Genomic DNA, 24,772 nt, shown 5'->3' on the forward strand with positions numbered 1-24,772 from the left:
TCACGCTTGGCACGTCCCCTTTTCATGCCTTGCACGAAAATGAAAGCCCCTAAGCCGTGGCCGCATTGGTCTTGGCCGCCAATTTGCCACCGGGCCACAGTTTAAAAACACGGTAGGCGATCAGCGGCACGATCAGCGTGGCCGCGACCAAAGTCACCCCGCCAATCGCACCCAGCGCGCCTTGGCCCTGCGACAGCGTGACCAGCGCCGAGGCAAAGGCCGCTAGCGGGAAGGTGAACGCGCCCCAAAGCGGCGAGAACCCGGCCAATGTCAGCCAACGCGCCGCGACCAGCAGCGCCACAAGGATGGACGCAGCCAACGCGCTAAAGGCATAAGCGGCGGTTTCCAGCCCGGCCCCGGCGGCCACCAGCGTGAACAGGCAGGCCGGGGCAAGATGGATGGCCAGAAGCGGGCGCAAGGGCGCGGGCGGCACACGGGCCAGCAATTGCCGCGCGCTAAAGCCCCAGATCAGGCCCGCGGGCAACAGCATAGACCACAAAAGCCACCGCGCGATATCGTGATACCCAAGCGCGTTCGCAGCCACCCCGCCAATGATGAAGCCGACGAAGCTAAGATGGAAAACCGGCGTGACCACGCGCCCTTCTTCGGGGCCGCGCAGCAGGGTCAGGATGATCGCGACAACCAGCCCCACATGCACCGCGAAGGCCGAAAGCGCCAGCGCCGTCGCCACGCCGCTGGCCATGGGGGCCAGCACGGCGGCAAAGAGCATCAGGCACAGGCTTGCCGCCGACAGGCCCGCCCGGCCCGGCAGCACGCGCAAATCTTCCATGAACGCCGTGGGTCGGCGCAACGGTTTGGCAAGGTAGGCCGCCAGTGTAAACAGGAACAGAAGCGAGGTCGCGCCAAGGATCAGATCGCCAATCGCGGGTGACACCCCGAAAGCCCCTGCCGCCGCGCGCCAACCCAGCCCCAGCCCGAACAGGCCCATGATTGGCGGAAACAACGCCGGCGGGGTGCGCCGCCCAAAGCCGGGTTTCGGAATTTCCAAAGGCGGGGGCAGCGGGCGGCGGGTTGTCATGCAGCTTGGTCTTTCAGATGGTCGGGCAAGGCGCGGTAATCGTCGAACCGGAACTGGTGATACATGTCTTCCGGGGCAGTTTGGCGGTAGCCCTCGGTGAACAGCCCAAAGCGCGCGCCGGCACGCGCGGCGGTCTCGGAATCCGTTTCGCTATCGCCGATATAGGTGATCTGGGACAGGGTCAGACCCAGCCCCGTGACCACAGCCATCAGGGGGGCGGGGTCGGGCTTGGCCACGGGCAGGCTGTCGCCGCCGATAACCACGGCAAACAGCTTCTCCCAGCCCAGATGCGCCAGCACCGCGCGGGTTGGCCCCAAGGGTTTGTTGGTGCACAGGCCAAGGGCGAAACCACTGGCGCGCAAGCCCTCCAGCACATCCACCACGCCGGGGTAAATGCGCGTATTCTCATGCGCGCGTTCGTAGAAATGCAAAAAGCGCTTGTGCAGATGGTCGGTGCGAGCGGGGTCATTGCCGCCCGTCACGGCATGCTCCATCCGCTCTACGAACACGCGCGCGCCACGCCCGACAAAGCTGCGTGATTGCGCGAAGGTGACCAATGGCAGCCCCTCGCCCTGCAAGACCGCGTTGGCGGCGGCGTGAATGTCGGGCGCGCTGTCAATCAGCGTGCCGTCCAGATCGAAGATGACCGCTTTCACACGACCGCCCCGGTCACGCTTTCAGCCGCAGCGCGTATGGCACGGATATTGGCGCCATAAGGCGCAGGGTCCGTAACCGACCCACCCTTGAACACGGCAGAGCCTGCGACCAACACATCCGCGCCCGCACGGGCCATGATGGGGGCGGTGTCGGGCGTGATGCCGCCGTCAATCTCTATGTGGATGGGCCGGTCCCCGATCAGCGCGCGCAGACGCCGCACCTTGTCAGTCATGTCGATGAAAGCCTGCCCGCCGAAACCGGGGTTCACCGTCATCACGCAAACCAAATCCAGCAGGTCCAGCAGGTTCTCCACCCCGTCCAGCCCCGTGCCGGGGTTCAGCGCCAGCCCGGCCTTGGCCCCGGTCGCACGGATCGCCTGCAACGTGCGGTGAATATGCGGCCCCGCTTCCATATGCGCGGTGATGATATCGGCCCCGGCCTTGGCAAAGCCTTCGATATATGGGTCCACCGGTGCAATCATCAGATGCACATCCATCACGCCGCGAATATGCGGGCGAATGGCGGCGCAGGTGGCCGGGCCAAAGGTAATGTTGGGCACGAAATGCCCATCCATCACATCGACATGCACCCAATCCGCGCCCTGATCCTCGACCGCGCGGCATTCGGCCCCGAAATTGGCGAAATCGGCGGCAAGGATAGAGGGGGCGATCTTGATGGCGCGGGAAAAGCTCATATGCGGACCTTCATGTCTTGAGTCGTGATTACGCGCCCGTATTACGCCCGTCGCGGGGCAAATGCACCCCCGCGCCCGATGCCGTGTTGCGACAAATATTCCCGCCCGCAGCCATTCGCGCACCAGACAAAAGCGTCCGCGCGGCGATTACACCGCAAATTTGGCCAGACGCGCCGCACGCAGGCGCGCGAAATCATCGCCAGCATGGTAGCTGGAGCGCGTCAGCGGCGTGGCAGAGACCATCAGGAACCCTTTGCCAAGCGCTGCCTTCTCGTAGCTTTTGAATTCTTCCGGGGTGACGAACCGGTCAACCCGGTGGTGGCGCGGGGTTGGTTGCAGATATTGCCCGATCGTCATGAAATCGATATCGGCGCTGCGCATGTCATCCATGACCTGCAACACGCCTTGGCGTTCCTCGCCCAAACCCACCATGATGCCGGATTTGGTGAACATTGTCGGGTCCAGTTCCTTGACCCGCTGCAACAGACGCAGGCTGTGGAAATAGCGCGCGCCGGGGCGCACGGTAGGATACAGGCCGGGCACGGTTTCCAGATTATGGTTGAACACGTCTGGCCGTGCGGCGACCACAGTTTCCAAGGCGGATGGCGCGCATTTCAGGAAATCCGGCGTCAGGATCTCGATCGTCGTGTCGGGGCTGCGGTGGCGCACGGCGCGGATGGTCTGTGCGAAATGTTCAGCGCCGCCATCGGCCAGATCGTCGCGGTCCACGCTGGTGATGACCACATGTTTCAGACCCAGCTTTTCGACCGCATGCGCCACGCGCCCCGGCTCGAACGCGTCCAGCGTGTCGGGGCGGCCGGTGGCGACATTGCAGAATGTGCAACCGCGTGTGCAGATCTCGCCCATGATCATCATCGTGGCATGGCCTTGGGACCAGCATTCGCCCACGTTTGGGCAGCCCGCTTCTTCGCAGACCGTGGTCAGCTTGTGTTCGCGCATGATCTTGTGGGTTTCGGCATAGCCCGCGCCGCCGGGGGCCTTGACCCGAATCCAGTCGGGCTTCTTCGGCTGCGCCTGCACCGGGCGATGGGCTTTTTCCGGGTGGCGTTGGTCGGGCAGTTTCAGGTCGCGCACGGGCTGTCCTCCTCAGAACTGTTTTGTCACATAACCCGGTTGGCAGGCAAAAACAACGCAAGCCCGGAATGCCGGATATGCATTGCGCTCATGTCGTGGGCGCAATTTGTCGCGCCTGCGCGATCAGCGCCTGCGCGGCCTGTTCGATATGGTCGGCCAATTCATCGAACCAGTCCACCTGAGAGCTGCCCGCACGGCGAACCAGCGTGATCTGGCGCGCGGGTTCAGGTGCATCGAACCGTTGCAGGGCCAGCGCGGGGGTGCCGCGTGTTTCCGTGGCCAGTGCGATCTCGGGCAGAAAGGTCAGGCCGAACCCCTGCGCCACAAGGCCGCACAAGGTCGACAATGACGAGGCCCCAAGATCCAGCCGGGTCTGGCGGCGGTCCAGCGCGCAAACCTCCAGCGCCTGATCGGCAAGGCAATGCCCCTCATCCAGCAACAACAGTTGGTCCGGCGGCAAACCGACCGGGCGCAGCGCTTCGGGGTTTGCACCCAAAGCGTCCAGCCGCGCGGCACTGCCTGCCAGCACGAAGCGATCCGTGAACAGCGGTTGCGCGATCAAGTCGGGCGCAAGGGGTGGGTCTGCCATGACAACCGCATCCAGCACGCCGCCGCGCAGACCTTCCAGAAGAGTCGCGGTTTGCGCCTCGCGCAGGCGCAACTCGCGCGTGATATCGGCGGCGCGCAAGGCCGCCAGCGTGCCCGGCAGCAGATAGGGCGCCACCGTGGGGATCATCCCGATGTTCAACTCGCCAAGGCCGCGGGCATGGCGGGCGTCGGCCTCCAACTCCATCGCCTCGGACAGGATACGATTGGCCCGGTCCAGCACGCTGCGCCCCGCGCGGGTCAGCCGCAAGTCGCGCGGGCTGCGTTCGATCAGCGCCGTTCCAAGGATGGCTTCCAGTTCCTTGATCTGCATGGACAGGGCGGGCTGGCTGACATTGACCAGCGCCGCCGCACGCCCGAAGCTGCGCGTCTCGGCCAAGGCGCGAAAGTAATGAAGTTGGCGCAGGGTAATCTTCATAAGCAAAAGCTATGCCCGACACAGGGGATGCAGGCAAATGCTTATGTCACCCGTCGATATCCAGCGCCAAGGCGTGAATGCGGCCAACAAGATCGGCACCCAGCGCGCTGTGAACGGCGCGATGGCGCGCCAGCCGCCCCATTTGCGCGAAATCCTCGGCGCGGATGCGCACGTTGAAATGGGTCTGCTCACCCTCGCGCCAGCCGCCATGGCCACGATGGCTTTCGCTGTCATCTTCGACCATCAGCTCCCGCGGGTGGAACGCTTCCTGCAATTTATGCTCTATTTCATCTCGAATCTGCATTCTCTGCCCGGTTCCTCTTCAATCATGCTGCAAAGATATCTAGTATCGGCGCTCCGAGTCGAAAAGCCCCGGTCGGGGGCTAGATGGACCGTTACCAAAGCGCAAGGCCGAGTATCTTATGGACCGCAAACCACTTTTCGAATTTGATATCAGAGCTTCGAGCGATAAGAAAAAGCGCGCCCGTGGCCGGCGAGGCATGTCCGGGGCTTGGGAAACATCAGTCCGGCAATGTGAGCACGAGGGCTGTTCCGAAGATGGGAAGTATCGTTGTCCGAAATCTCCCGACCAGTTGAACGAGTATTTTTGGTTCTGTAAGGACCATGCCCGCGAATACAACCTGAAATGGAACTATTTCGAGGGCCAGACCGAAGCCGAGATGATGGACGAGATGGAGCGCGACCGCGTTTGGGGCCGCGCCACGCAGCCGCTTGGGTCCAAGGATGAGCGGCTGGCATGGCAGCGCTTGGGAATCGAAGATCCGCATCAGGTTCTGGGTGACAATGCCACGCGCAACCCCGGCAAGAACAACCCAGCCGGGGGCACCCGCAAACTGCCCGCACCCGAACGCAAGGCGCTAGAGATTCTGGATGCCCGCGACAGCTGGAGCAGGACGGAAATCCGCAAGCAATACAAAAGCCTTGTCAAAGACCTGCACCCGGACCGCAATTCGGGCGCCCGGCATGACGAGGACCGTTTGCAAGAGGTTGTCTGGGCTTGGGACCAGCTTAAAGACAGCCGGTATTTCCGCGACTAGGCTGCCTGCCCGCGCCCCCAAATTGCAACGGTGGCCTTGGCTGCCGGCCTAGTTTGCCAAGCAGCATTTCCATGCGGTGAATAACCGACAGATCGCGCAAAACTTGCGCGGTCGCGGCATGAGATGGCGACAGGATGCGGCGGATCGTTTCGGAATCGGTCATGGCAGCTCCGTGGTCTGGGCAGAACCAGCGTGGCGCAGAAGGGTTTGCAAACCGTGAATCCCGGTGCAGAAAAAATGTCATGAAAACTGCAATCTTCGCGCGTTTCCCTCTTGCAGCCCGCCGCGCAATTCTCTAAATCGCACCACATAGAGAGCGGGCGTAGCTCAGGGGTAGAGCATAACCTTGCCAAGGTTAGGGTCGGGCGTTCGAATCGCCTCGCCCGCTCCAATTTTCCGCCAGAAAGTGACCACTACCCCACTGGGTCACTTGTGTTTCTGGCGGCGAGACAATTCACGATACAGTGCCTCTCGCGTGATACCAAGCTCGGATGCGACATGGTGCCATGCGCCCTTGGGCGGCATGGTATTGCCCTCGGTCAGCCATGCCGTCAGACGATCTGACACGCGCGGCAAAGTTCGGATTTCGGCGCGGGTTCGGGCGATTTGAACTTCGCGCGCCAGCCGTGCCGCCCAGAACGATGCAAGCGACGGGTCTTGCGCCATCCTTGTCAGGAATGTTCGTTTCGGCAGGCAGGCCACCCGGCTTGGCGCCGTTGCCACAGCGTCGCAATGATAGGTGTCGGAATAGGCCGAGGCTTCGGCCAAAATTTGCCCAGCCCGCGCATGTTGCAAAACCAAGGTCGCCCCATGCTGCGTATGCCGGTGCAGCGCAACATTTCCGGTTACGACCAAGAACACCCGTTCCGGAATGTCGCCCGCCCGGAACAGAACCTGATCTGCTTCAAGGCCCAGAACACAAGCCTGTGAGAAAAGCGCATGGATTGGATCGGGCATGATTGCGATCATACGAGCGCGCCGCTGCCGCTGCAACAAGGCACTTGGAAACACGGTATGGAGCGACGCCAATGAAACTTGTTCTGACACTGCTTGCCGTTCTGTGGCCGCTGGCAACTGCGGCGCAGCACAGCCATTCGGCCTATGCCGGGATGGAAAACCGCGACATCAAGTCCCTGTCCGAAAGCGATCTGGAAGATCTGCGCCGTGGCGCAGGGTGGGGGTTGGCGCTGGCCGCAGAACTGAACGGCGTGCCCGGCCCCGCGCATTTGCTGGAGTTGAAAGACCAGATCGGGCTGAGTGCCGAGCAGGTCCGCGCTATTGAAGAAATCTTCGCGCAGATGAAATCAGAGGCGCAGGCAGCCGGGGCCGAATTTATCGCCGCCGAACAAGCCATAGAGGCCGCGTTTCGCGCCGGAGACTTGTCGCCCGATACATTGCGCGCCTTGATCGACCGCTCTGCGGCTGCCCGCGCTGAACTGCGCTATATTCACCTTGTCCGCCATCTGGAAACACCGCCACTGCTTAGCGATACGCAGATCGCAGCGTATAACACGCTGCGCGGCTATGGCGCTGCAGACCCGTGCGATGCGGTTCCAGAAGGTCACGACGCCGCCATGTGGCGACGCCATAACAATTGCGACTGATTACCCTTTGGGTTTGAAGCCGGGTTTCGCGCCGGGTTTTGCCCGTGGCTTGCGCAGTGCCGCGCTGCCGCCTTTGCCCGGCGCCACAAAGCGTTTCGACGTGTCGCGCGCATCCGCAGCGGGGGGCTTTGGTTTACCCGCCGGTTTGCTGAAAGACGAGCTTTCCGGCTTGCCCTTGAACCCTTTGGATTTCGGCGCATCCGCGCGCGCTTTGCGGTCGTATTTCGCAGGTGCATCTGCGCGCTTGGGCCTGTCTTCGCGCGCAGCGGGAGCTGTGCGTTTCTCATAGGGTTTGACGGCCCCGTCGTCGCGCGGCTTGGGCTTGTCGCTGGCAGCGCGCTCGCCCTTCGGTTTGTCCCATTTCGGCTTTGGGCCGGTCGGGCGCTCGGCACGGTCCTCGCGCGGACGTGGTGCCGGGCGCTCGGCGCGGTCCTGCCGCGCGGGGCGCTCTAGCCGATCCCCGCGCTCTGGCCGGGGCGAACGCGGGGTCGATTGCAGGTCAGGCGCGCTATCCATCACGCGTGCGGTCACGCCATCTTCCAGCGTGCCGCCCTCGCCCAGACCGGCGATGAAATTGTCAACGCTTGCTGCGGCAATCTCGACATAGGTTTCCGAATCCTGCACGCGAATCGCGCCGATAGCGTCTTTCTCCAGCCCGCCGGTGCGGCACAAAAGCGGCAATAGCCAACGCGCTTCGGCACTTTCGGCGCGGCCCACGGACAAGGCCACCCAACGGCTGGGGCCGAAGGGAGCCTTCTCGCGCCGCGTGGGTTTGGTGTCGGCGGGCAACAGGTCTTCGGGGGCGGCGTGGCGCGACTGATACAGCCGCAGATAGGCCGCCGCGATCTGTTCGGGCGTGTAGCGCGCCAGCAGTTTCTCGGCGAAGGCGGCCTCTGTGTCGGAGGCTGCTTCGGACCAGACCGGATCGGACAGCAACCTGTCTTCATCGCGCGCAAGGATATCCTCGACCGAGGGCGCCTCGACCCATTCGGCAGAGATCTTGGCCCATTTCAGCAACCGTTCGGCACGCGCTTTGGCTTTGGGCGGAACGATCAGTGCCGAAATGCCTTTGCGCCCGGCGCGGCCCGTGCGCCCAGAGCGGTGTAGCAGGGTTTCGGTATTGGTCGGCAATTCGGCATGAATGACCAAGTTCAGCTTGGGCAGGTCAATGCCGCGCGCGGCCACATCGGTGGCCACGCAGACCCGCGCACGCCCGTCGCGCATGGCTTGCAGCGCATGGGTGCGCTCGGTTTGGCTAAGCTCGCCCGACAGGCTGACCACCTGCAAGCCGCGATTGGCCAGCCGCGCGGTCAGATGGGCCACCATGGCGCGGGTATTGGCAAAAACCAGCGCGCTTTCATCATGGTGAAAGCGCAGCAGGTTGAAGATTGCATTGTCCACATCCGATTGCGCCACGCGAACAGCCTGATATTCGATATCGCTGTGTTGCGTGCTGCCGCCTAGCGTGCTGATGCGTTCCGCGTCGCGCTGGTATTGCTGTGCCAGTTTGGCGATCATCGGCGGCACGGTGGCCGAAAACAGCAGCGTGCGGCGGGTTTCGGGCGCTTCGCCCAGCATGAATTCCAGATCCTCGCGGAAACCCATGTCAAGCATTTCATCCGCTTCATCCAGCACGACCGCGCGCAATTCGCCAAGGTCCAGCGCGTTGCGTTCAATGTGGTCGCGCAAGCGGCCCGGCGTGCCCACGACAATATGCGCACCGCGTTCCAGCGCACGGCGTTCGGTGCGCATGTCCATGCCCCCGACGCAAGACGCGACGACCGCACCGGTGCGCGCATATAGCCATGTCAGTTCGCGCATGACTTGGCTTGCCAATTCCCGCGTCGGGGCCACGATCAGCGCCAAGGGGGCCGCAGCCGGGCCGAACTGGTTCGCGTCCGCCAGCAAGGTCGGCGCAATAGCAAGGCCGAAGCCCACGGTTTTGCCCGACCCGGTCTGCGCCGAGACCAGCAAATCTCGGCCCACCAATTCGGGCGCGCTGACCGCCTGTTGCACAGGGGTAAGCGTGTCATAGCCACGCTCTGCAAGCGCCTCGGATATCGGGGTGATCATGGTCGGGGTGTTCCTTGGGGAAAATTGCGAATTGCGCATATGAATGCACAGGCGGGTGATTCGCAACCGAATTCGAAGATGTAAGAGCCTGTTTTTCTTTATGTTATTCACAGCGAGATTACAAGGTACAGCAACTCCACACTGCGTTATTGCGCAAGTCGCGCCTGAGGCGTGACTGCCCCTTACCCTGCTGATCTTCTTCCACGCGGGCGATTTCGGCGGTGCCGATGGCATCGAACCGGTTCATGAGTGCGATGCGGAGGTGGATGTGGATTTCAGCGGTGTATTGCAAAGGAAGCTTGAACAGCACGTTCATTGACAGGCAAAACTGGATCGCCACATCGGAAAAGATTGGCAGACATCAGGGTCGGCCTTGATGCTGCGCGCGCCAAAGCGTGCCAGTGTAGCCCCCCTTATCAGCGGGAACCAGCGCTTCCACAGCGATGTGTAGTCGCAGGGTCAGTTCGTCGCACGATAGCGGGCAGGAGATGGTTTGCCTATAGGGTGCGCCCAACAGCATGGATTCACGAAGTGAATCCCCGGTCGTCAGACTTTTGCAATAACGCCGCTGTGCTGCGCCCCTTCGTTATGGCAGCGCATCGAGCTAGTGCAACTGCGGTTCCATAAGGATGCAAACACCCCGCGACCTTCGACTATAGCCTTGCCTTGCGGCGCAACAACCAGTCGAAAATGCGCGTTCCATCAAGTCGGTTAAAACCCCAATGGGGATGTCCTTGGGGCGCATGATCTGCGCGTCAACATCTGGACATACCCGACCGCTTCCGAGAGCCGCTTTTGGGAAACGGTGCGTTCCATCCACCTGCCCGGCAACGCTGCCATTCGCCGAAACCTAGAACTGCCTAACTGAGGCTTAGACGACTTTGGCTTGGAGAGACTGTGAATAGTCAACAAGCCAATGAAACTGAAGATCGTTCTCGACCGATTCGGGGAACTGGCTGCGCAACAGTGTCACGGCTTGGATCGGTTTCAGGCCCGCTTCTATCAGGTGCATTGCCGCGACTAGGCCGCTACGGCCCGCACCATGTTGGCAGCACATGCCGACGGAACCGCCAGAGGCGAAGACCGCCGCAAAGGCCGGCGACACCCGGTGCCATGCGCGCAGGAAGGCGGGACCGGGAACAGAGTAATCGACGATCGGCATGACAATGCTGCGCAGGGCGCGGGCATCTAGGCTGCGCCGCAGCAGCGATATCGCCTTGGGCGGTAATTCCTTGGGCTGGGGCAGGATCACCACCAGCTTCGTGCCGGCTGATGCGACATGGTCCAGCGTGGCGTCCATCACGTCGGCAGAGATAAAGGCTTGACCCCGAAAATCTGTCTCCAGACCGGGGAACCCCATTGTGATGACCGTTCCGCCGTGCGGATGCGGGCAAATCGCGCGTACCGAAGTGTCATTCTGTGCAATGTCAATTGTCTGTGTCATGGCCGGGCCGAATAAGGGTATGCGCCCCGGCCAAAGAACCGAGGCGCACCAAGTTTGGGATCAACGGATCGGATAGGGATACATCAGGCCGCCATCTGCGGCCGCAGCGTTCGGCGTCTCTGCACGGTTCAGGGCAAAGGGCGTGTCGACGCCAAGGTGACGGTCGAACACCTCGCCATAAGATCCGACCTGCTTGACGATCTGGTAGGCCCAGTCCGTCGGCAGACCCAGCTTGGCGGCCATGTCGGTGGTGGCGCTGTCTGCGCCGAAGATGCGCTGCACAGCAGGCGGCTGGTTGGCGATATCGGCGACGACCGCGTCGATATTGGTCGAATTGATGCCATAGCTGTCTGCGTTCAGCATGACCTGAAAGCCCCAATAGAGCGCGGCCTCGAATGCTTGGTCGGGGCGCGCGACCAGGGTAAGCGGCTCGTTCGAGATGATTTCGGGCAGGATGACGTAATCGCCCGGCGTCGGTGCCAATTGGCGGTCCGCCGTCAGGGCGGTCACATCCGACGCGTAAACATCGCATTTGCCCGAGAAGAAGGCTTCAAGGCGGGCAGTCTTGTCGGCGATATTTTCGACACGGTAGGTCATCTCGCGCGCGCCGAACCAGTCGGCAATGTTCAGAAGCGTGGTCGAGCCGTCCTCGGCGCAGACGCTGGCACCATCGAGTTCGGTTGCGCTGGTAACACCAAGCGCACGGGGCACCATGAAGCCTTGACCGTCGAAGAAGGTCGTCACGACAAAGGCCATGCCCTCGTCTGCGTCGCGGGTGCCGGTGCGGGTGATCGAACGCGACCCCATATGCGCTTCGCCCGCGACGATGGTCTTCATCGAATCGGAAAAGCCGACGCCACGGATATCGGCCTTGCTGGCATCGCCCAGCACGGCTGCGGCGGCCATGCGGCAGAAATCAGCGTTGAAGCCTTGGAAGATACCGGTGCTGTCGGGCACCGAAAAGCCGGGCGCGGTCGGGCTGACCAAGCAGATCAGGCTGTCATTGGCCTTGATGTCGTCCAGGATTGGCCCGGCAAGAGCCGGAGTCGTCGCGGCGACGAGGATCGCGGCACTTGCGGACATGAGAGTCTTTGCGGCGGACATGGGAGTCTCCTGCGGTTTGAAAAGAGCGGCATACGTTGATGCCATAACCTGTATACAGGTGTATTTCATCAGATTCGTGACAGTCCGGCCGCGCCGTCAACGGCCCTTTGCGCCTTCGCTGCGGTGCAATTCGCGCCCGACCCATGACAAGAAGGCACAAGACAGCAGAAACCATATGCCGACAAAGGCATAGGCTTCGAGTGCGAATTGTCCCCAGCCTGGTTCGCTGAACGCCATTCGCGCAGTCGAGGTCAGGTCATGTATCCCAAGGACCACCACCAAGGACGTGTCTTTGTAAGCACCGATCACCGAATTCACCAAAGCTGGCAAGCTGCGGGTCAATGCCTGCGGCAGTAGGATAAACCGCATGGATTGCAGCCATGACAACCCCAGAGAGGCCGCGGCCTCTTGCTGGCCGACATGCAGGGATTGCATTCCGCCCCGCACATCCTCGGCAAAGTAAGAGGCATGAAAGAACACCAGCGCGATCAGCGTGGCAATGACCGGGCTGATCCGTGTATCCGGCGGCAGCGTAAGCGGCAGAACGAAGACACCGACGAATAAAACGGTGACCATGGGGAAGCCGCGCATCCCTTCAATATAGACGATGGCCGCGCGGCGCAGCACCGGCCAACGGGTCTGGTGGCGCAGAACAGCCAATACCACCCCCAATGGAAAGGCCAACGCAATGGCAATGACCGACAGGATCAAGAGAACCGGCATACCGTTCCAGCGCGACATGTCCACAGGTGCAAGTCCGGCAAAGCCCCCGCTCATCAACAGAAAGGATAACGGGATCACCGCACACCACATTGTCACCAGTGTTGCAGGGCCAAGGCCGCGCAAACGGCCAGTCAGACGAAGGCCCACCGCGACGGACAACGCCAACAGCGCGGCGCATACTAGCGCCGGGCGCCAATGCTCGGCAAAAGGATAGGTGCCGAACAGCATGAACCGGCTTTTTTCTACATAGAACCGCCAGCAAGCCCCTGTCGCCCCGGTGCAATCTTCCATCTGGCGCAGCGGCGAGACGGCCGAGAGCACGGCCCAATCCAACAGCGCCCAGACGACAAGCACCGCAAGCGTTGCGCTGACAAGTGAGACGAGGGCGTTTACCGGGGTTCCGGCCCATTCCTTCAACAGGTTGTCGCGAGTCGGAGGCGGCGGTGAGGGCGGAATCATTTCCCCCGTCCCATGCTGCGGGCGCGCAGGCTGTCGTTGAGATAATTCATCCCCCACGACGCCAAAAGGCATAGGCCAAGGTAAAGCCCCATTGTGATCAGCATCATCTCTAGCGGGCGAAAGGTCTGGTTGATGATCGTCCCGCTGACCGACATCAGGTCGGAATAACCCACCGCGATGGCGATGGAGGTGTTCTTTATCAGGTTCACATATTGGTTGATCATGGGTGGAATGACGATCCGCAGCACCTGCGGCAGAACCACGAAACGCGTTACGGAGCGTGGCGACATTCCAAGCGCCCGCGCGGCCTCTATCTGTCCTTGCGGCACAGACAGGATGCCGCCGCGCACAACTTCGGCGATCTGTGCGCCGTGATACAGGCCGAGCGTGAGCAAAACCACCACGAACTGGATCGAAAACCGGCCCCCGCCCTCGAAATCGAAGCGTTGGAACTGCGGCAGATCGGGCACGAGTGGCGTGCCGACCATAGCGCCGAAAAGGACCGGAAGTCCGATGACAGTGGCCAGAACGACCGGCAGGACCGGCACATCCCGGCCTGTGTCCCGCTTGATCCGGCCCGCATGACGATGCCACAGCACCGCAAAGGCGCAGGCCAGCACCAATGGCAACAGCAACCAAAGTTGCTTCGGATCTGGCGCGATCATGGGCAGATAGATCGAGCGATTGGTCAGATGGACCGGCCCGATAGAGACCGCCTCGCGCACCGAGGGCAAGCCGCGGACGGTCACGACATATAGCACCAGCAGCACAAGGATTTTGGGCAGGTTGCGAAACAGTTCGACATAAAGCATGGCAAAAAGGCGGCCCGCCGGGCTTGGCGTAACGCTGACAAGCCCCATCAAGACCCCAAGCACGGTGGCCAGAACCAGCGCGCAAAGCGCCAAGAACAGTGTGTTCAGCAGGCCCGCAAGGATCACCCGCCCATAGCTGTCAGAAGCGTTGGCGCGTATCAGGCTTTCGCTAAGATCAAATCCCGCAGTCTGGGACAAGAACCCATAGCCCGGCGTGATCCCGGCCGTTTGCATGTTCAGCCAAGTATTGATGCCAAGAACGGCAAGCCCTGCAATAATCACCCCAACAATCGCGATCCCGATCCAGTCGGGTGCGGCGCGACTTGGCGCGGGCGGACTGTGTTGCATGACCATAGCCTGTGAAGTAGCATAAATACGTTGCATACGTGTATACAGGCTTCATGTCGCGCCTGTGACAAGCGCTTGCCAGAATGAGAAACCAATGACCATTTACATTGCCAAGCCACGCGCCGGCGATATTGCAGATGCGATCCGAAAGCGGATTTGCCTGAATGTTCAGGACGGTCAGGCCATGCTGCTCGAAGGTGTTCTGGCCGAAGAGTTCGGCGTCTCGCGCACCCCGGTGCGTCAGGCACTGCAACGGCTGACCTATGAGGGGCTGATCGAAGTGCGAACCGGTGTCGGTTCAGTTGTCAGCCCATTGGAGCCAGCCCAACGCAACATGCATTTTCTTGTGCATCATGAATTGCTGGGCCTTGTCGCGCGATTTCCTGATGAGCCGATTCCGTCCCAAATCGCGCGGCGTCTTGACATGATTCATGCGCAGGGAAGCTCGGGTAGATCGGCGGATATCGAAAGCCTTTATGCCCTCTTCACAGAGTTCAACGCCCTGCTTTCGCAGATGATCCCGGACCCGATCATTGCAGATGCGCATCTTATCAGCGGCTGGCGGATCGTACGCTGGCTGCTTGCAGATGTCCAAACCGGCCAAGGGCGCTTGGTCACGGGGGCGTTTGACCGCATCTGGACCATGTGCCGCGACACTGGGAACGGCAAGGCAGCCTTTTTCCGCGAAGCGTCGCAGCTCATACTTTCCAAAAGGGCTTGATCCACGGATTTGGCGCTACCCGTGGAAGGGGCAGCGCTAGCAGCGATAGGGCACATCCCAAGTGGTTCCCGGCGGCAGACCGTATTGATCCGGAGCCGCCGGACCGAAAGCGCAGGAGATACCGACCGCCGCCAAAACGCGCGCAGCCACAGCCTCGGCGGCTGAAGGGGGAAATGCGCGCAGGTCGCTTTCGGGAAGGCCGACGATCACCAGTTTGTCGGAGCCGGTCCAGAACTGCGCGGCATAGGATAGTCCCTCATAATCAACCTTCACGATTGTGCCATGATCCGGCTCCGCCAACGTCTGCACCGAACTCGCAAAGAAAAATGTCAATATTGTCAGAAATATACGCATAGTCGCTTTATCCATGTCAGCCAGCAGACCCAAAATGGCATGCCGTTAACCGCAAATTTGCTGGATTTGATCGGTCTATCAAGTGTTTTCCGCCCTGCGCACTGCACAAGGTCAAGAAAGCACCCGAAGTTGGGCGGATTGGGCCGAAAGCCCGCCGCATTTGGGAACGGCACCCGCACGCTGCGGTCAAAAGCGATCAGCCCACCCTCTGCAAACGCGCACCCTTGGGTGACCCATGAACCGCGCCAGTCGCTGCTGGTAACAACACTATTTATAAATGAGGCATCAGTTTCAGAACAGCGCAGTCAGCAAGTTGCTTGGGGAATTCCGGGCTACACCGGGATCAGGAAATAGGTGATCGCAGGGAACGCCACCAATATGCCCACCCGAACCAGATCTGACGCCACGAAGGGCAACACGGCGCGATAGGTGTCGGTAATCCTCGTTTTCGGATCCATCGCGCTTATGACAAACAGGTTCATGCCGACGGGCGGGGTAATCAGGCCCACCTCGACCACGATCAGCACCAGAATCCCGAACCAGATCGCGGTCAATTCCAGATTGGCGCGCTCCAGCGCCAGCGCATTCACCCGGCGCAAGCCCAGCGCGCGAATTTGCTCACGCGTCAGTTCCGCGCCGGCGGCCAAGGTCTGCTCTATGCTTCGCAGCATGTCCGGTGCCAGTTCCACCCCCGCGCGGAACGCTTCGGCGGCCCGCATGGCGTGCAATTCGGCCATCGTGATGAAATTGAAATCCAATTCCATCATCACCGGCCAGAAGATCGGAATGGTCAGCAGGATCATTGACAGGCTGTCCATGACGCAGCCAAGGATCAGGTAAAAGCAAAGGATAATCAGCAGCACCATGAAAGGCGCATAGCCTTGCGCGCCGACGAATTCGGCAAGGCTTTGGGGCACCTGCGTCAACGCCAGAAAGCCGTTGTAGAACGCTGCCCCGAAGATGATGAAAAAGATCATCGCGCTGGACCGGGCCGTCACGATGAAGCTTTCAGCCAGCGTGGCGCGGGTCAGCCCGCCATTGACCCAAGCAATCAGCCCGGTGCCAAAGGCGCCCACGGCGGCGCCTTCTGTCGGGGTGAACCAGCCCGCATAGATACCGCCCACAACAAGACCGAAGACCAGCAATACAGGCCAGATCTTGACCAGCGCCGCCATGCGTTCCCCCCATGGCATGGGGGGGCGCAGACCGGCAGAGCCCGGGTTCACCCGCACATAGATCGAAATCACGATCACATAGCCGATGGCAGCCATAATCCCGGGGATGAATGCAGCCAGAAACAGCTTGGCAATGTTCTGTTCGGTCAGGATGGCATAGATCACCAGCACCACAGAGGGCGGGATCAGAATGCCCAGCGTGCCGCCTGCCGCCAGCGTCGCGGTAGAAAACCCGCCCGCATAGCCGTAGCGCTTCAACTCTGGCAGGGCGACACGGCTCATCGTGGCGGCGGTGGCCAGCGAGCTGCCGCAGATCGCGCCGAACCCCGCGCTGGACCCGATGGCAGCCATGGCCACCCCGCCCTTGCGGTGGCCAAGGAACCCCTCGGCGGCCTTGAACAACGCTTGGCTCATCCCGCCCAGCGTGGCGAAATGGCCCATCAGCAGAAACATGGGGATAATGCTAAGCGAGTAGCTGGCGAACGTGGTGTAGGTTTCGGTTTCCAGCCGGGCCAGCGGCACAAGCGAGCCGCCTGTCACCCAGATCAGCCCGGCAAGCCCCGTCAGGAACATGGCCAAACCAATCGGCACGCGCAGAAAGATCAGCGCCAGAAGGGCTGGAAACGACAGAATGCCGATCGTGATGTCACTCAATGTTCGGCCTCCCCGCCGTCACCGATTATTTCCTGACCGCGCAGCACTTCCAGCAAGCGCACCCAGACAATGTAAACCGCCACGACGACACCGGCCCAAGCGGCAATGCTGGACAGGGCATACGCCCACCAAACCGGCCATTCCAGCAGATAGGTGGTTTGCCCTGTGCCCATCCGCACCGATGTGGCCACCTGCAACCGCCACGCAATCAAGATCAGCGCGCCGGTCAGCGCAATTTCAATCAGCAGCCGAAGAATGCGGTTGCTGCGCGCGCTTAGAAACGCGGTGAACACATCCACCCGCGCATGACCAACGGTAAGTTGGCATAGCGGCAGAAAACAGAACAGCGCAAAAGCCATGCCCATTTCCGTAATCTCGTAATCGCCGAAAATGGGGCCAATGCCGGTGCCCAGCGCCCATGCGGCAAAGCCGGGCGCCAGCGCTTGCACGGTATCCGTGTGTAGCAGCGTATTCGCCTGCCGACCAAGGATCGACACGCAGGTCATAAGCACCAAGGCTGCCAAAGCCGTGCCGCCCAGCAGCGCCATGCCGCGTGCAAGTGCATAGATAAAACGGTGCATGCCTGAACTCTATTCCCGGTCCGTGCGCCAAGAAGGGCGCGCCGCGATGCGCGCGCCCTGCCCTTTTGTGCCAAGATCAATTCGTGGCGTCGTATTCGGCCATCAATTCGCGCGCACGGTCGATCAGCGCCTGACCGTCCTTACCGCGCTCTGCCATATCGGAAACCCAACGCTCATAGATCGGGGTGGACAGATCAACCCATTCGGACAGTTGGTCATCCGAAATGGTTATGATGTTATTGCCCATTTCATCTGCCATCTCGCGGCCCGGGGCATCATAATCCTGCTGCGTGCCGCCGGCAAAGACTGAAAACTCTAAGCCGGAATTCGCATCGATGACAGCTTTCAGGTCATCCGGCAACCCGTCATAGCGCGCCTTGTTCATGGCCAGCACGAAGGTCACGGTATACAGCATATTTCCGTCGAACTCTGTGTGGTTTTCCACCAGTTCCGGTATGCGCAACGAAGGTGCCACTTCCCACGGCATGACGGCCCCGTCGATTACCCCTTTGGACAGCGCTTCGGGCGATTGCGCAATCGGCATACCGACCGGCGTTGCCCCCAGCGTTTCCAGCAATTGCACGGTCAAGCGCGACGGGCCGCGCAGCTTCATGCCTTCCAGATCGGTAGGGGTTTCAACCGGGTCGGCAGAATGGATCACGCCGGGGCCATGCACCCAAGTTCCGATCATCTTAACATCGGAAAACTCGTCCTGCATCGATTCTTCATACATCTTCCAATAGGCATAGCTTGCCGCGCGGGCATCGCTGACCATGAACGGCAACTCGAACACCTCGGTGCTGGGAAAGCGGCCCGGTGTCAGGCCAACCACCGTCCAGATCACATCGGCCGTGCCGGACGCAGCCTGGTCATACAACTCGCCCGGCGTGCCGCCCAATTGCATGCTGGGGAAGCGGTCGATCTTGATCCGGCCATCGCTGGCGGCTTCGACATTATCCGCCCAGACGTCCAGAATATGCATCGGCACATTGGCCTGCGCCGACAGGAAATGATGCAGTCGAAGCGTGACATCCTGCGCGCTTGCGGGGGCCGCACCAAGCGTTATGGCCCCGACCACGGCACCGCCCATCAGCCCCAGCAGGGTTCTGCGATAGGTCATGTTTTCTCCTCCCATGGATAAAGTTGCATTAGCAACTATCAATTTGAAAGCACAAGACTGGCTTTCACGCCAGTGTTTTTTCGACCGATCGGTTGATTTTACGCCGACGCCACCCTCTCCCTTGCGCAGCCTGCCATGGGACGGCACTCTGTCCAAAGATTAAATTGAGGGCTGTCATGAACACGCAATCGCACAGCTTCGATACGATCCTGTCGCTTTGCCCACTGCGGTCGGGCGCCTTCATCGTGACAGTCTTTGGCGATGTCGTCCTGCCCGGCGATGGCCAGATGTGGATCGGTCATCTGATCGAACTTTGTGCCGATCTGCGCATCAGCGAAACCCTTGTGCGGACCTCTGTCTCGCGGCTGGTCACATCGGGGCAATTGGTCGGCACACGCAAGGGGCGGCGCAGCTTCTACGCCCTGTCACCCGGTGCGCGCGCCGAATTCGACCATGCGGCGCAGGTCATCTATACAGCCCCGCAAGAACGCCCGTGGCGGTTCCTGTTCTTCCCCGCAGGCCATAGCCCCGATGCGTTGCAAAAGTTGGGGATGGCCGCACTTTCACCGCAACTGGCCTTTGGCCCGGCGCGCGGGGCCGTGCCCGAAGGCGCGCTTGCCTTTACCGCCCATGCCGATGGCGCGCGCGCCGACTTGGCGGCAATGCTGGCACATGCTTATCCGCTAGAGGAATTGGCACAGGAATACCGCGCTTTTTGCACATTGGAGCAGGCGATTGCCGGCCTGCCCAAGCTAACCCCGAAAACCGCGCTGCAAGCCCGGCTGGTTCTGACCCATGCTTGGCGCCGAATCGCACTGAACGCGCCCCGGTTGCCCGCCAATCTGCTGCCAGAGGGATACCCCGAACCCACCGCGCGGGCTGCCTTCGGGCGCAGCTATCTTGCACTAACGGCTGTCGCAGAACCCCTAGAGGCCGATATTTTATCTATGGATTCCATAGCCCTAGATCAAAGACAGCGTGCATTTGCAGAGCGTCGCGCAGCGCTGTCCACGTCCGCCTGACAAAAGCGGCACAAAATGCGCATTATTTTTCTTCATTTTGTGACACGTTTCGGATAGACTGGCAGTAACGGTTGCATACCGCCTTGGGAGGGGCTGGATGACACAGGCTTTCATCTGCGACGCGCAACGCACGCCCATTGGGCGCTATGGCGGCGCCTTGTCATCCGTGCGCGCCGATGATCTGGCGGCAATCTCACTGCGGGCGCTGGTCGCGCGCAACCCGCAGGTGGATTGGGCCGCGGTGGATGACGTGATCCTTGGCTGCGCCAACCAAGCGGGCGAAGATAACCGCAACGTGGCCCGCATGGCGGCCCTGCTGGCTGACCTGCCGGTCGATGTGCCGGGCATTACCGTCAACCGACTATGCGCGTCGGGCCTTGATGCGGTGGGCATGGCCGCGCGTGCCATTCGCGCAGGCGATTGTGCGCTGATGCTGGCAGGCGGCGTCGAATCCATGAGCCGCGCGCCCTTTGTCATGCCCAAAACCGAGGCCGCATTTGCGCGCACGACTGCGGTCTATGACACCACCATCGGCTGGCGCTTCGTAAACCCCAAGATGGACGCGGCGCATGGCACACATTCCATGCCGGAAACCGCCGATCACGTGGCCGCCGAGTGGAACGTGTCGCGCGCGGACCAAGATGCGTTTGCGCTACGCTCACAAGCACGTTGGGCCGCGGCACAGAAGGCGGGGCGCTTTGTGGATGAGCTGTGCCCGGTCGAGGTGCCACAGCGCAAAGGAACCGCGCTGGTCATCGACCGCGACGAACACCCCCGCCCCGACACAAGCGCCGACGCACTGGCCAAGCTGCGCGGGATCAACGGGCCTGACCTAAGCGTCACGGCGGGCAATGCCAGCGGCGTGAATGACGGTGCGGCAGGGCTGCTATTGGCGTCAGAGGTGGCGGCAAACGCCAATGGCCTGACCCCGCGTGCCCGCGTGGTTGCCTGCGCCGCCGCCGGTGTCGCCCCGCGCGTGATGGGCATTGGCCCCGTTCCAGCAGTGCGCAAGGTGCTGGCACTGGCGGGGCTGACCATGGCCGACATGGATGTGGTTGAGTTGAACGAGGCGTTTGCCGCCCAAGCCCTCGCCGTCACGCGTGAATTAGGCCTGCCCGATGATGCGCCGCATGTGAACCCTAATGGCGGCGCAATCGCCATGGGCCACCCGCTGGGCGCATCCGGCGCGCGTATGGTGGCCACGGCCACATGGGAATTGCAACACCGCCAAGGGCGCTATGCGCTGTGCACCATGTGCGTGGGCGTGGGCCAAGGCGTGGCGCTGATATTGGAACGTGTCTGAGAGAGGAGAGCCGCGATGTATGCACAGATGGTGACATCCGAAGCGACGCAGGACGACCCCGAAAAGCTGGCCGCGTTCCAAGCGCGGATTGACGCGGGCGAAAAGATCGAACCGAAAGACTGGATGCCCGAAGGTTACCGCAAGACGCTGATCCGCCAGATCGGCCAGCACGCGCATTCCGAGATTGTCGGACAACTGCCCGAGGGCAACTGGATCACCCGCGCACCCACGCTGGAACGCAAGGCGATCCTGCTGGCCAAGGTGCAGGATGAAGCAGGCCACGGGCTATACCTGTATTGCGCCGCCGAAACGCTGGGCGTGTCGCGCGATGAACTGACCGAGGCGCTGCTGGCGGGAAAGATGAAGTATTCATCGATCTTCAACTACCCGACGCTGACGTGGGCCGATATCGGCGCAGTGGGCTGGCTGGTCGATGGCGCAGCGATCATGAATCAGGTGCCGCTGCAACGCACCAGCTTTGGCCCATATAGCCGCGCCATGATCCGCATCTGCAAGGAAGAAAGTTTTCACCAGCGCCAAGGCTTTGACATCATGCGCAAAATGGTAACCGGCACCAAGGCGCAACGCCGCATGGCGCAAGATGCGCTGAACCGCTTTTGGTATCCCAGCCTGATGATGTTCGGCCCTTCGGACAAGGACAGCGTGCATTCCGCGCAAAGCATGGCGTGGAAGATTAAAATGAACACCAATGACGAACTGCGGCAGAAATTCGTCGATCAAACCGTGCCGCAGGCCGAATATCTGGGCCTGACCGTGCCCGACCCTGACCTGCGCTGGAACGACGCCAAGGGTGGTTATGATTTCAGCGAACCCGATTGGTCCGAGTTCTTCGAGGTGCTGAAAGGCAATGGCCCCTGCAACGCCGAGCGTTTGGCCGCGCGGCAAAAGGCATGGGATGACGGCGCGTGGGTGCGCGAGGGGTTGATGGCGCATGCCGCCAAACGCCGCGCGGCACCCGTGGCCGCCGAATGAACAGGGGGCTTTGCCCCCTACGGCCTGCGGCCTACCCCCAGGATATTTTTGCAAGGATGAAAGGGTAAAGCGATGTCTTCGGAATGGCCCTTGTGGGAGATTTTCATTCGCGGCCAGCACGGGCTGAACCATCGCCATGTTGGCAGCCTGCATGCGCCCGACGCAGAACTGGCCATGCGCCACGCGCGCGATGTGTATACGCGGCGCAATGAGGGGGTGAGCATCTGGGTGGTGCCGTCCTCGGCCATCACGGCATCCAGCCCGTCCGAGAAAGGCCCGATGTTCGAGCCGTCGCAGGACAAGGTCTACCGCCACCCCAGCTTTTTCGACATCCCCGACGAGATCGGGCATATGTGATGGGCGCGGTGGTGGATCTGGACGCGGCCTTGGTCGAGGGGCTGTGCCGCATGGGCGACAGCACGTTGGTGCTGGGGCACCGGGTGTCGGAATGGTGCGGCCATGCGCCGGTGTTGGAAGAAGATATCGCGCTGGCCAATACCGCGCTGGACCTGATCGGTCAGACGCAGATGTGGCTGGGTCTGGCGGGCAAGGTTGAGGGGCGCGGGCGCAGCGCCGATGATCTGGCCTTTCATCGCGATGTCTGGGAATTTCGGAACTTGCTGTTGGTCGAGCGCCCGAATGGCGATTTTGGCCACACGCTGATGCGACAATTCCTGTTCGATGCCTGGCACCAGCCAATGCTGGCGGGGCTGGCGCAATCGGGGGACACGCGTGTGGCAGAGATTGCCGCCAAGGCTGGCAAAGAGGTGGCCTATCATCTGGAACGCTCGGCCGATCTGGTGATCCGGCTGGGCGACGGGACCGATGAAAGCCGCAACCGGATGCAAGCCGCGCTGGACACGCTTTGGCCCTACACGGGCGAGATGGTGACCCCAGACGCAACCGATATGGCACTGGCAGAGGCGGGGATCATGCCCGATCTGGCGGGTTTGCGCGCCACTTGGGACGCGCTTGTGCACGACGTGCTGGCTGAAGCGACGCTGGGCATTCCCGACAGCAGCTTCATGCAGAAGGGCGGCAAGCAGGGCCAGCATTCGGAACATCTGGGACATATGCTGGCGACCATGCAATTTCTGCCCCGCGCCTACCCGGACGCAACATGGTAGATGCTGCGCAAATCTGGGCGTGGCTGGCAGAGGTGCCGGACCCCGAGATACCGGTGATTTCCGTCACCGACTTGGGCATCGTGCGCAAGGTGACGCTGGAAGGCGACGCAGTCATTGTGACCGTTACGCCGACCTATTCGGGCTGCCCCGCGACGGCGGTCATCAATTTCGAGATTGAGCGCGCCTTGCGCGAGAAGGGTGTGGCACAAGTGCGGGTGCAGCAGCGCTTGTCACCGCCATGGACCACCGACTGGCTGACAGAGGCCGCGCGCGACAAGCTGCGCGCCTATGGGATTGCCCCGCCGGTGGACGGCACCGGGGCCACGGGCGTGGTGGCGGGGCGGGTGAAGCGGTTGACCGGCGCGGGTGTGGTCGTGGCCTGTCCGCGCTGCGGGTCCGCGCAGACGCAGAAGGTCAGCCAACACGGATCCACCCCCTGCAAGGCGGCCTATCAGTGCCGCGACTGTCTGGAACCGTTCGACTATTTCAAATGTATCTGAGGGCCCACGCATGAGCCGTTTCCACCCCCTGACCGTGACAGAGGTCGCCCGTGACACAAGCGACAGCGTGGTTGTGACCTTGCGGCCAGAGGATGCAGGCGCGTTCCAGTTCATTCAGGGCCAATACCTGACCTTTCGGCGCGATTTCGGCGGGCAGGAAGTGCGACGCTCCTATTCTATCTGTGCGGGGCTGGATGATGGCGCGCTGCGCGTGGGCATAAAGCGGGTCGCGGGCGGCGCGTTCAGCACTTGGGCCAATACGGATTTGAAACCGGGCGATGTGCTGGACGCGATGCCGCCGCAAGGCACGTTTCACACGCCGCTCGCGCCCGATGCGGCGCGCCATTACCTGATGTTCGCCGCCGGGTCGGGCATCACGCCTATCCTGTCCATCATCCGCACCGTGCTGGCGCGAGAACCGAAATCCCGTGTCACGCTGGTTTATGCCAATCGGCGCATCGCCTCTATCATGTTCCGGGGCGAGTTGGACGATCTGAAAGACCAATATCTCAGCCGCCTGTCGGTGCTGCATGTGCTGGGACAGGATGCGCAAGAAATTGACCTGTTCACCGGGCGGCTGGATACGGCCAAGCTGGAACGCCTGTTCACGCAATGGATTGATCTGAAAAGCGTGCATTCCGCCTTCATCTGCGGGCCAGAGGCGCTGATGCAGACCATCGCGGCATCGCTGCGCGGGCACGGGTTGACGGACGATCAGATCAAATACGAGCTGTTCGGCGCGGCGCAACCGGGCCGCGCTGCGCAGTGCGCGGTGGCCGCGTCCGATGCTACGGGCAAGACCTGCGCGCTGTCGGTCATCTTGGACGGAACAACACGCAGCATCGACATGCCGATGGATGGCACAACCGTGCTGGAGGCCGCACTTGGCGCAAAACTGGACGCGCCCTTTTCCTGCACGGCGGGGGTCTGTTCCACCTGCCGCGCCAAGGTGATGGAAGGCGCGGCAGAGATGGCCGTGAACCACGCGCTGGAAGATTACGAAGTGCGCGCAGGCTATGTGCTGACCTGCCAATGCACGCCGATCAGTGACCGGCTGGTCATAAGCTACGATACCTGAAAGGAACCGC

26 protein-coding genes, 1 tRNA gene and 1 pseudogene are annotated in these 24,772 nt (G+C 61.8%); 11 read left to right on the plus strand and 17 right to left on the minus strand.

The annotated features are described in order from the left end of the window. Positions 1–49: 49 nt before the first annotated feature. The 6 genes from AWT76_RS14630 to AWT76_RS14655 all read right to left on the minus strand — a co-directional run bounded on the left by AWT76_RS14630 (position 50) and on the right by AWT76_RS14655 (position 4,813). Positions 50–1,039 carry a TDT family transporter gene (locus AWT76_RS14630; protein ID WP_072246989.1) on the minus strand — a complete coding sequence of 330 codons (990 nt, stop codon included), beginning with the start codon at positions 1,037–1,039 and terminating at the stop codon, positions 50–52. Beyond that, positions 1,036–1,695 carry a phosphoglycolate phosphatase gene (gene gph, locus AWT76_RS14635; RefSeq protein WP_072246990.1) on the minus strand — a complete coding sequence of 220 codons (660 nt, stop codon included), beginning with the start codon at positions 1,693–1,695 and terminating at the stop codon, positions 1,036–1,038. Before gph ends, AWT76_RS14630 begins: the two co-directional genes overlap by 4 nt. Further along, positions 1,692–2,390 (minus strand): ribulose-phosphate 3-epimerase, encoded by a 699-nt coding sequence (gene rpe, locus AWT76_RS14640; RefSeq protein WP_072246991.1) that lies wholly within the window; start codon positions 2,388–2,390, stop codon positions 1,692–1,694. The genes gph and rpe overlap by 4 nt, the downstream gene beginning before the upstream one ends. Before the next feature lie 147 nt (positions 2,391–2,537). Further along, positions 2,538–3,485 carry a lipoyl synthase gene (lipA, locus tag AWT76_RS14645; protein WP_072246992.1) on the minus strand — a complete coding sequence of 316 codons (948 nt, stop codon included), beginning with the start codon at positions 3,483–3,485 and terminating at the stop codon, positions 2,538–2,540. 88 nt (positions 3,486–3,573) lie between these two features. Continuing rightward, positions 3,574–4,509 (minus strand): hydrogen peroxide-inducible genes activator, encoded by a 936-nt coding sequence (locus AWT76_RS14650; RefSeq protein ID WP_072246993.1) that lies wholly within the window; start codon positions 4,507–4,509, stop codon positions 3,574–3,576. Between the two features lie 46 nt (positions 4,510–4,555). Beyond that, positions 4,556–4,813 (minus strand): BolA family protein, encoded by a 258-nt coding sequence (locus tag AWT76_RS14655; RefSeq protein WP_072246994.1) that lies wholly within the window; start codon positions 4,811–4,813, stop codon positions 4,556–4,558. A 118-nt stretch (positions 4,814–4,931) separates the two neighbouring features. Between AWT76_RS14655 and AWT76_RS14660 the strand changes: the two genes are divergently transcribed. Together AWT76_RS14660 and AWT76_RS14665 are read left to right on the plus strand one after the other, a co-directional pair. Further along, a complete protein-coding gene (locus AWT76_RS14660; protein WP_072246995.1) occupies positions 4,932–5,567 on the plus strand; it encodes a J domain-containing protein in 636 nt (211 codons plus the stop codon). Between the two features lie 316 nt (positions 5,568–5,883). Continuing rightward, positions 5,884–5,958: transfer RNA gene (locus tag AWT76_RS14665), tRNA-Gly, on the plus strand. A gap of 35 nt (positions 5,959–5,993) precedes the next feature. Here AWT76_RS14665 and AWT76_RS14670 read toward each other — a convergent pair. Then, positions 5,994–6,524: a Crp/Fnr family transcriptional regulator gene (locus AWT76_RS14670; RefSeq protein WP_176699411.1), complete on the minus strand. Its 531-nt coding sequence runs from the start codon at positions 6,522–6,524 to the stop codon at positions 5,994–5,996. A 71-nt stretch (positions 6,525–6,595) separates the two neighbouring features. On the opposite strand from AWT76_RS14670, the gene AWT76_RS14675 reads away from it, so the two are divergent. Further along, positions 6,596–7,171 carry a hypothetical protein gene (locus tag AWT76_RS14675; protein ID WP_072246997.1) on the plus strand — a complete coding sequence of 192 codons (576 nt, stop codon included), beginning with the start codon at positions 6,596–6,598 and terminating at the stop codon, positions 7,169–7,171. Here AWT76_RS14675 and AWT76_RS14680 read toward each other — a convergent pair whose 3' ends face one another. From AWT76_RS14680 to AWT76_RS14705, 6 genes and pseudogenes are all read right to left on the minus strand, one after another. Further along, on the minus strand, positions 7,172–9,244 hold the full coding sequence (locus tag AWT76_RS14680; RefSeq protein ID WP_072246998.1) for a DEAD/DEAH box helicase: 2,073 nt from the start codon (positions 9,242–9,244) through the stop codon (positions 7,172–7,174). It lies immediately after the preceding gene. 277 nt (positions 9,245–9,521) lie between these two features. Continuing rightward, positions 9,522–9,635 (minus strand): annotated as a pseudogene (locus AWT76_RS17160) (IS5/IS1182 family transposase); the annotation flags it as partial. 480 nt (positions 9,636–10,115) lie between these two features. Further along, positions 10,116–10,688, minus strand: coding sequence for a protein-tyrosine phosphatase family protein (locus tag AWT76_RS14690; protein ID WP_141655974.1), 573 nt, complete (start codon positions 10,686–10,688; stop codon positions 10,116–10,118). Positions 10,689–10,748: 60 nt separating this feature from the next. After that, positions 10,749–11,792, minus strand: coding sequence for a type 2 periplasmic-binding domain-containing protein (locus tag AWT76_RS14695; RefSeq protein ID WP_072247001.1), 1,044 nt, complete (start codon positions 11,790–11,792; stop codon positions 10,749–10,751). A gap of 96 nt (positions 11,793–11,888) precedes the next feature. Continuing rightward, positions 11,889–12,974, minus strand: coding sequence for an amino acid ABC transporter permease (locus AWT76_RS14700; protein ID WP_072247002.1), 1,086 nt, complete (start codon positions 12,972–12,974; stop codon positions 11,889–11,891). Further along, positions 12,971–14,134, minus strand: a complete 1,164-nt coding sequence (locus AWT76_RS14705) for an amino acid ABC transporter permease (protein WP_072247748.1) — start codon at positions 14,132–14,134, stop codon at positions 12,971–12,973. Before AWT76_RS14705 ends, AWT76_RS14700 begins: the two co-directional genes overlap by 4 nt. A 94-nt stretch (positions 14,135–14,228) precedes the next feature. On the opposite strand from AWT76_RS14705, the gene AWT76_RS14710 reads away from it, so the two are divergent. Continuing rightward, a complete protein-coding gene (locus AWT76_RS14710; protein ID WP_072247003.1) occupies positions 14,229–14,855 on the plus strand; it encodes a GntR family transcriptional regulator in 627 nt (208 codons plus the stop codon). Between the two features lie 36 nt (positions 14,856–14,891). Here the strand turns inward: AWT76_RS14710 and AWT76_RS14715 are convergent, their stop codons facing one another. The 4 genes from AWT76_RS14715 to AWT76_RS14730 all read right to left on the minus strand — a co-directional run bounded on the left by AWT76_RS14715 (position 14,892) and on the right by AWT76_RS14730 (position 18,739). Beyond that, entirely contained in the window at positions 14,892–15,128 is a 237-nt protein-coding gene (locus AWT76_RS14715) for a hypothetical protein (RefSeq protein ID WP_176699412.1), read from the minus strand. Positions 15,129–15,541: 413 nt separating this feature from the next. Then, positions 15,542–17,038 carry a TRAP transporter large permease gene (locus tag AWT76_RS14720; protein ID WP_072247005.1) on the minus strand — a complete coding sequence of 499 codons (1,497 nt, stop codon included), beginning with the start codon at positions 17,036–17,038 and terminating at the stop codon, positions 15,542–15,544. Then, a complete protein-coding gene (locus AWT76_RS14725) occupies positions 17,035–17,619 on the minus strand; it encodes a TRAP transporter small permease (RefSeq protein WP_072247006.1) in 585 nt (194 codons plus the stop codon). The genes AWT76_RS14720 and AWT76_RS14725 overlap by 4 nt, the downstream gene beginning before the upstream one ends. A 76-nt stretch (positions 17,620–17,695) precedes the next feature. Then, on the minus strand, positions 17,696–18,739 hold the full coding sequence (locus AWT76_RS14730) for a TRAP transporter substrate-binding protein (RefSeq protein ID WP_072247007.1): 1,044 nt from the start codon (positions 18,737–18,739) through the stop codon (positions 17,696–17,698). A gap of 176 nt (positions 18,740–18,915) precedes the next feature. Here AWT76_RS14730 and AWT76_RS14735 point away from each other — a divergent pair, with 176 nt between their 5' ends. From AWT76_RS14735 to paaE, 7 genes are all read left to right on the plus strand, one after another. After that, positions 18,916–19,761, plus strand: a complete 846-nt coding sequence (locus tag AWT76_RS14735) for a PaaX family transcriptional regulator C-terminal domain-containing protein (RefSeq protein ID WP_072247008.1) — start codon at positions 18,916–18,918, stop codon at positions 19,759–19,761. Between the two features lie 97 nt (positions 19,762–19,858). Beyond that, on the plus strand, positions 19,859–21,064 hold the full coding sequence (gene pcaF / locus AWT76_RS14740; RefSeq protein ID WP_072247009.1) for a 3-oxoadipyl-CoA thiolase: 1,206 nt from the start codon (positions 19,859–19,861) through the stop codon (positions 21,062–21,064). Between the two features lie 15 nt (positions 21,065–21,079). Continuing rightward, positions 21,080–22,057 carry a 1,2-phenylacetyl-CoA epoxidase subunit PaaA gene (gene paaA, locus AWT76_RS14745; RefSeq protein ID WP_072247010.1) on the plus strand — a complete coding sequence of 326 codons (978 nt, stop codon included), beginning with the start codon at positions 21,080–21,082 and terminating at the stop codon, positions 22,055–22,057. Between the two features lie 72 nt (positions 22,058–22,129). Next, positions 22,130–22,414 carry a 1,2-phenylacetyl-CoA epoxidase subunit PaaB gene (paaB, locus tag AWT76_RS14750; protein ID WP_072247011.1) on the plus strand — a complete coding sequence of 95 codons (285 nt, stop codon included), beginning with the start codon at positions 22,130–22,132 and terminating at the stop codon, positions 22,412–22,414. Continuing rightward, positions 22,414–23,184 carry a 1,2-phenylacetyl-CoA epoxidase subunit PaaC gene (paaC, locus tag AWT76_RS14755; RefSeq protein WP_072247012.1) on the plus strand — a complete coding sequence of 257 codons (771 nt, stop codon included), beginning with the start codon at positions 22,414–22,416 and terminating at the stop codon, positions 23,182–23,184. The genes paaB and paaC overlap by 1 nt, the downstream gene beginning before the upstream one ends. Continuing rightward, positions 23,178–23,684: a 1,2-phenylacetyl-CoA epoxidase subunit PaaD gene (gene paaD / locus AWT76_RS14760; RefSeq protein ID WP_072247013.1), complete on the plus strand. Its 507-nt coding sequence runs from the start codon at positions 23,178–23,180 to the stop codon at positions 23,682–23,684. The genes paaC and paaD overlap by 7 nt, the downstream gene beginning before the upstream one ends. A gap of 10 nt (positions 23,685–23,694) precedes the next feature. Continuing rightward, positions 23,695–24,762, plus strand: a complete 1,068-nt coding sequence (gene paaE / locus AWT76_RS14765; RefSeq protein ID WP_072247014.1) for a 1,2-phenylacetyl-CoA epoxidase subunit PaaE — start codon at positions 23,695–23,697, stop codon at positions 24,760–24,762. The last annotated feature ends 10 nt before the right edge of the window (positions 24,763–24,772 follow it).

The organism is Roseibaca calidilacus (assembly GCF_001517585.1).
GTDB classification, from domain to species: domain Bacteria; phylum Pseudomonadota; class Alphaproteobacteria; order Rhodobacterales; family Rhodobacteraceae; genus Roseinatronobacter; species Roseinatronobacter calidilacus.

What these genes read in the sequence shown, in the direction of transcription:
- AWT76_RS14630 (WP_072246989.1), bottom strand. Translation starts at nt 1,039, where the DNA reads ATGACAACCCGCCGCCCGCTGCCCCCGCCTTTGGAAATTCCGAAACCC.
- rpe (WP_072246991.1), bottom strand. Translation starts at nt 2,390, where the DNA reads ATGAGCTTTTCCCGCGCCATCAAGATCGCCCCCTCTATCCTTGCCGCC.
- AWT76_RS14650 (WP_072246993.1), bottom strand. Translation starts at nt 4,509, where the DNA reads ATGAAGATTACCCTGCGCCAACTTCATTACTTTCGCGCCTTGGCCGAG.
- AWT76_RS14655 (WP_072246994.1), bottom strand. Translation starts at nt 4,813, where the DNA reads ATGCAGATTCGAGATGAAATAGAGCATAAATTGCAGGAAGCGTTCCAC.
- AWT76_RS14660 (WP_072246995.1), top strand. Translation starts at nt 4,932, where the DNA reads ATGGACCGCAAACCACTTTTCGAATTTGATATCAGAGCTTCGAGCGAT.
- AWT76_RS14670 (WP_176699411.1), bottom strand. Translation starts at nt 6,524, where the DNA reads ATGCCCGATCCAATCCATGCGCTTTTCTCACAGGCTTGTGTTCTGGGC.
- AWT76_RS14675 (WP_072246997.1), top strand. Translation starts at nt 6,596, where the DNA reads ATGAAACTTGTTCTGACACTGCTTGCCGTTCTGTGGCCGCTGGCAACT.
- AWT76_RS14680 (WP_072246998.1), bottom strand. Translation starts at nt 9,244, where the DNA reads ATGATCACCCCGATATCCGAGGCGCTTGCAGAGCGTGGCTATGACACG.
- AWT76_RS14690 (WP_141655974.1), bottom strand. Translation starts at nt 10,688, where the DNA reads ATGACACAGACAATTGACATTGCACAGAATGACACTTCGGTACGCGCG.
- AWT76_RS14695 (WP_072247001.1), bottom strand. Translation starts at nt 11,792, where the DNA reads ATGTCCGCCGCAAAGACTCTCATGTCCGCAAGTGCCGCGATCCTCGTC.
- AWT76_RS14700 (WP_072247002.1), bottom strand. Translation starts at nt 12,974, where the DNA reads ATGATTCCGCCCTCACCGCCGCCTCCGACTCGCGACAACCTGTTGAAG.
- AWT76_RS14705 (WP_072247748.1), bottom strand. Translation starts at nt 14,134, where the DNA reads ATGCAACACAGTCCGCCCGCGCCAAGTCGCGCCGCACCCGACTGGATC.
- AWT76_RS14710 (WP_072247003.1), top strand. Translation starts at nt 14,229, where the DNA reads ATGACCATTTACATTGCCAAGCCACGCGCCGGCGATATTGCAGATGCG.
- AWT76_RS14725 (WP_072247006.1), bottom strand. Translation starts at nt 17,619, where the DNA reads ATGCACCGTTTTATCTATGCACTTGCACGCGGCATGGCGCTGCTGGGC.
- AWT76_RS14730 (WP_072247007.1), bottom strand. Translation starts at nt 18,739, where the DNA reads ATGACCTATCGCAGAACCCTGCTGGGGCTGATGGGCGGTGCCGTGGTC.
- AWT76_RS14735 (WP_072247008.1), top strand. Translation starts at nt 18,916, where the DNA reads ATGAACACGCAATCGCACAGCTTCGATACGATCCTGTCGCTTTGCCCA.
- pcaF (WP_072247009.1), top strand. Translation starts at nt 19,859, where the DNA reads ATGACACAGGCTTTCATCTGCGACGCGCAACGCACGCCCATTGGGCGC.
- paaA (WP_072247010.1), top strand. Translation starts at nt 21,080, where the DNA reads ATGTATGCACAGATGGTGACATCCGAAGCGACGCAGGACGACCCCGAA.
- paaB (WP_072247011.1), top strand. Translation starts at nt 22,130, where the DNA reads ATGTCTTCGGAATGGCCCTTGTGGGAGATTTTCATTCGCGGCCAGCAC.
- paaC (WP_072247012.1), top strand. Translation starts at nt 22,414, where the DNA reads ATGGGCGCGGTGGTGGATCTGGACGCGGCCTTGGTCGAGGGGCTGTGC.
- paaD (WP_072247013.1), top strand. Translation starts at nt 23,178, where the DNA reads ATGGTAGATGCTGCGCAAATCTGGGCGTGGCTGGCAGAGGTGCCGGAC.
- paaE (WP_072247014.1), top strand. Translation starts at nt 23,695, where the DNA reads ATGAGCCGTTTCCACCCCCTGACCGTGACAGAGGTCGCCCGTGACACA.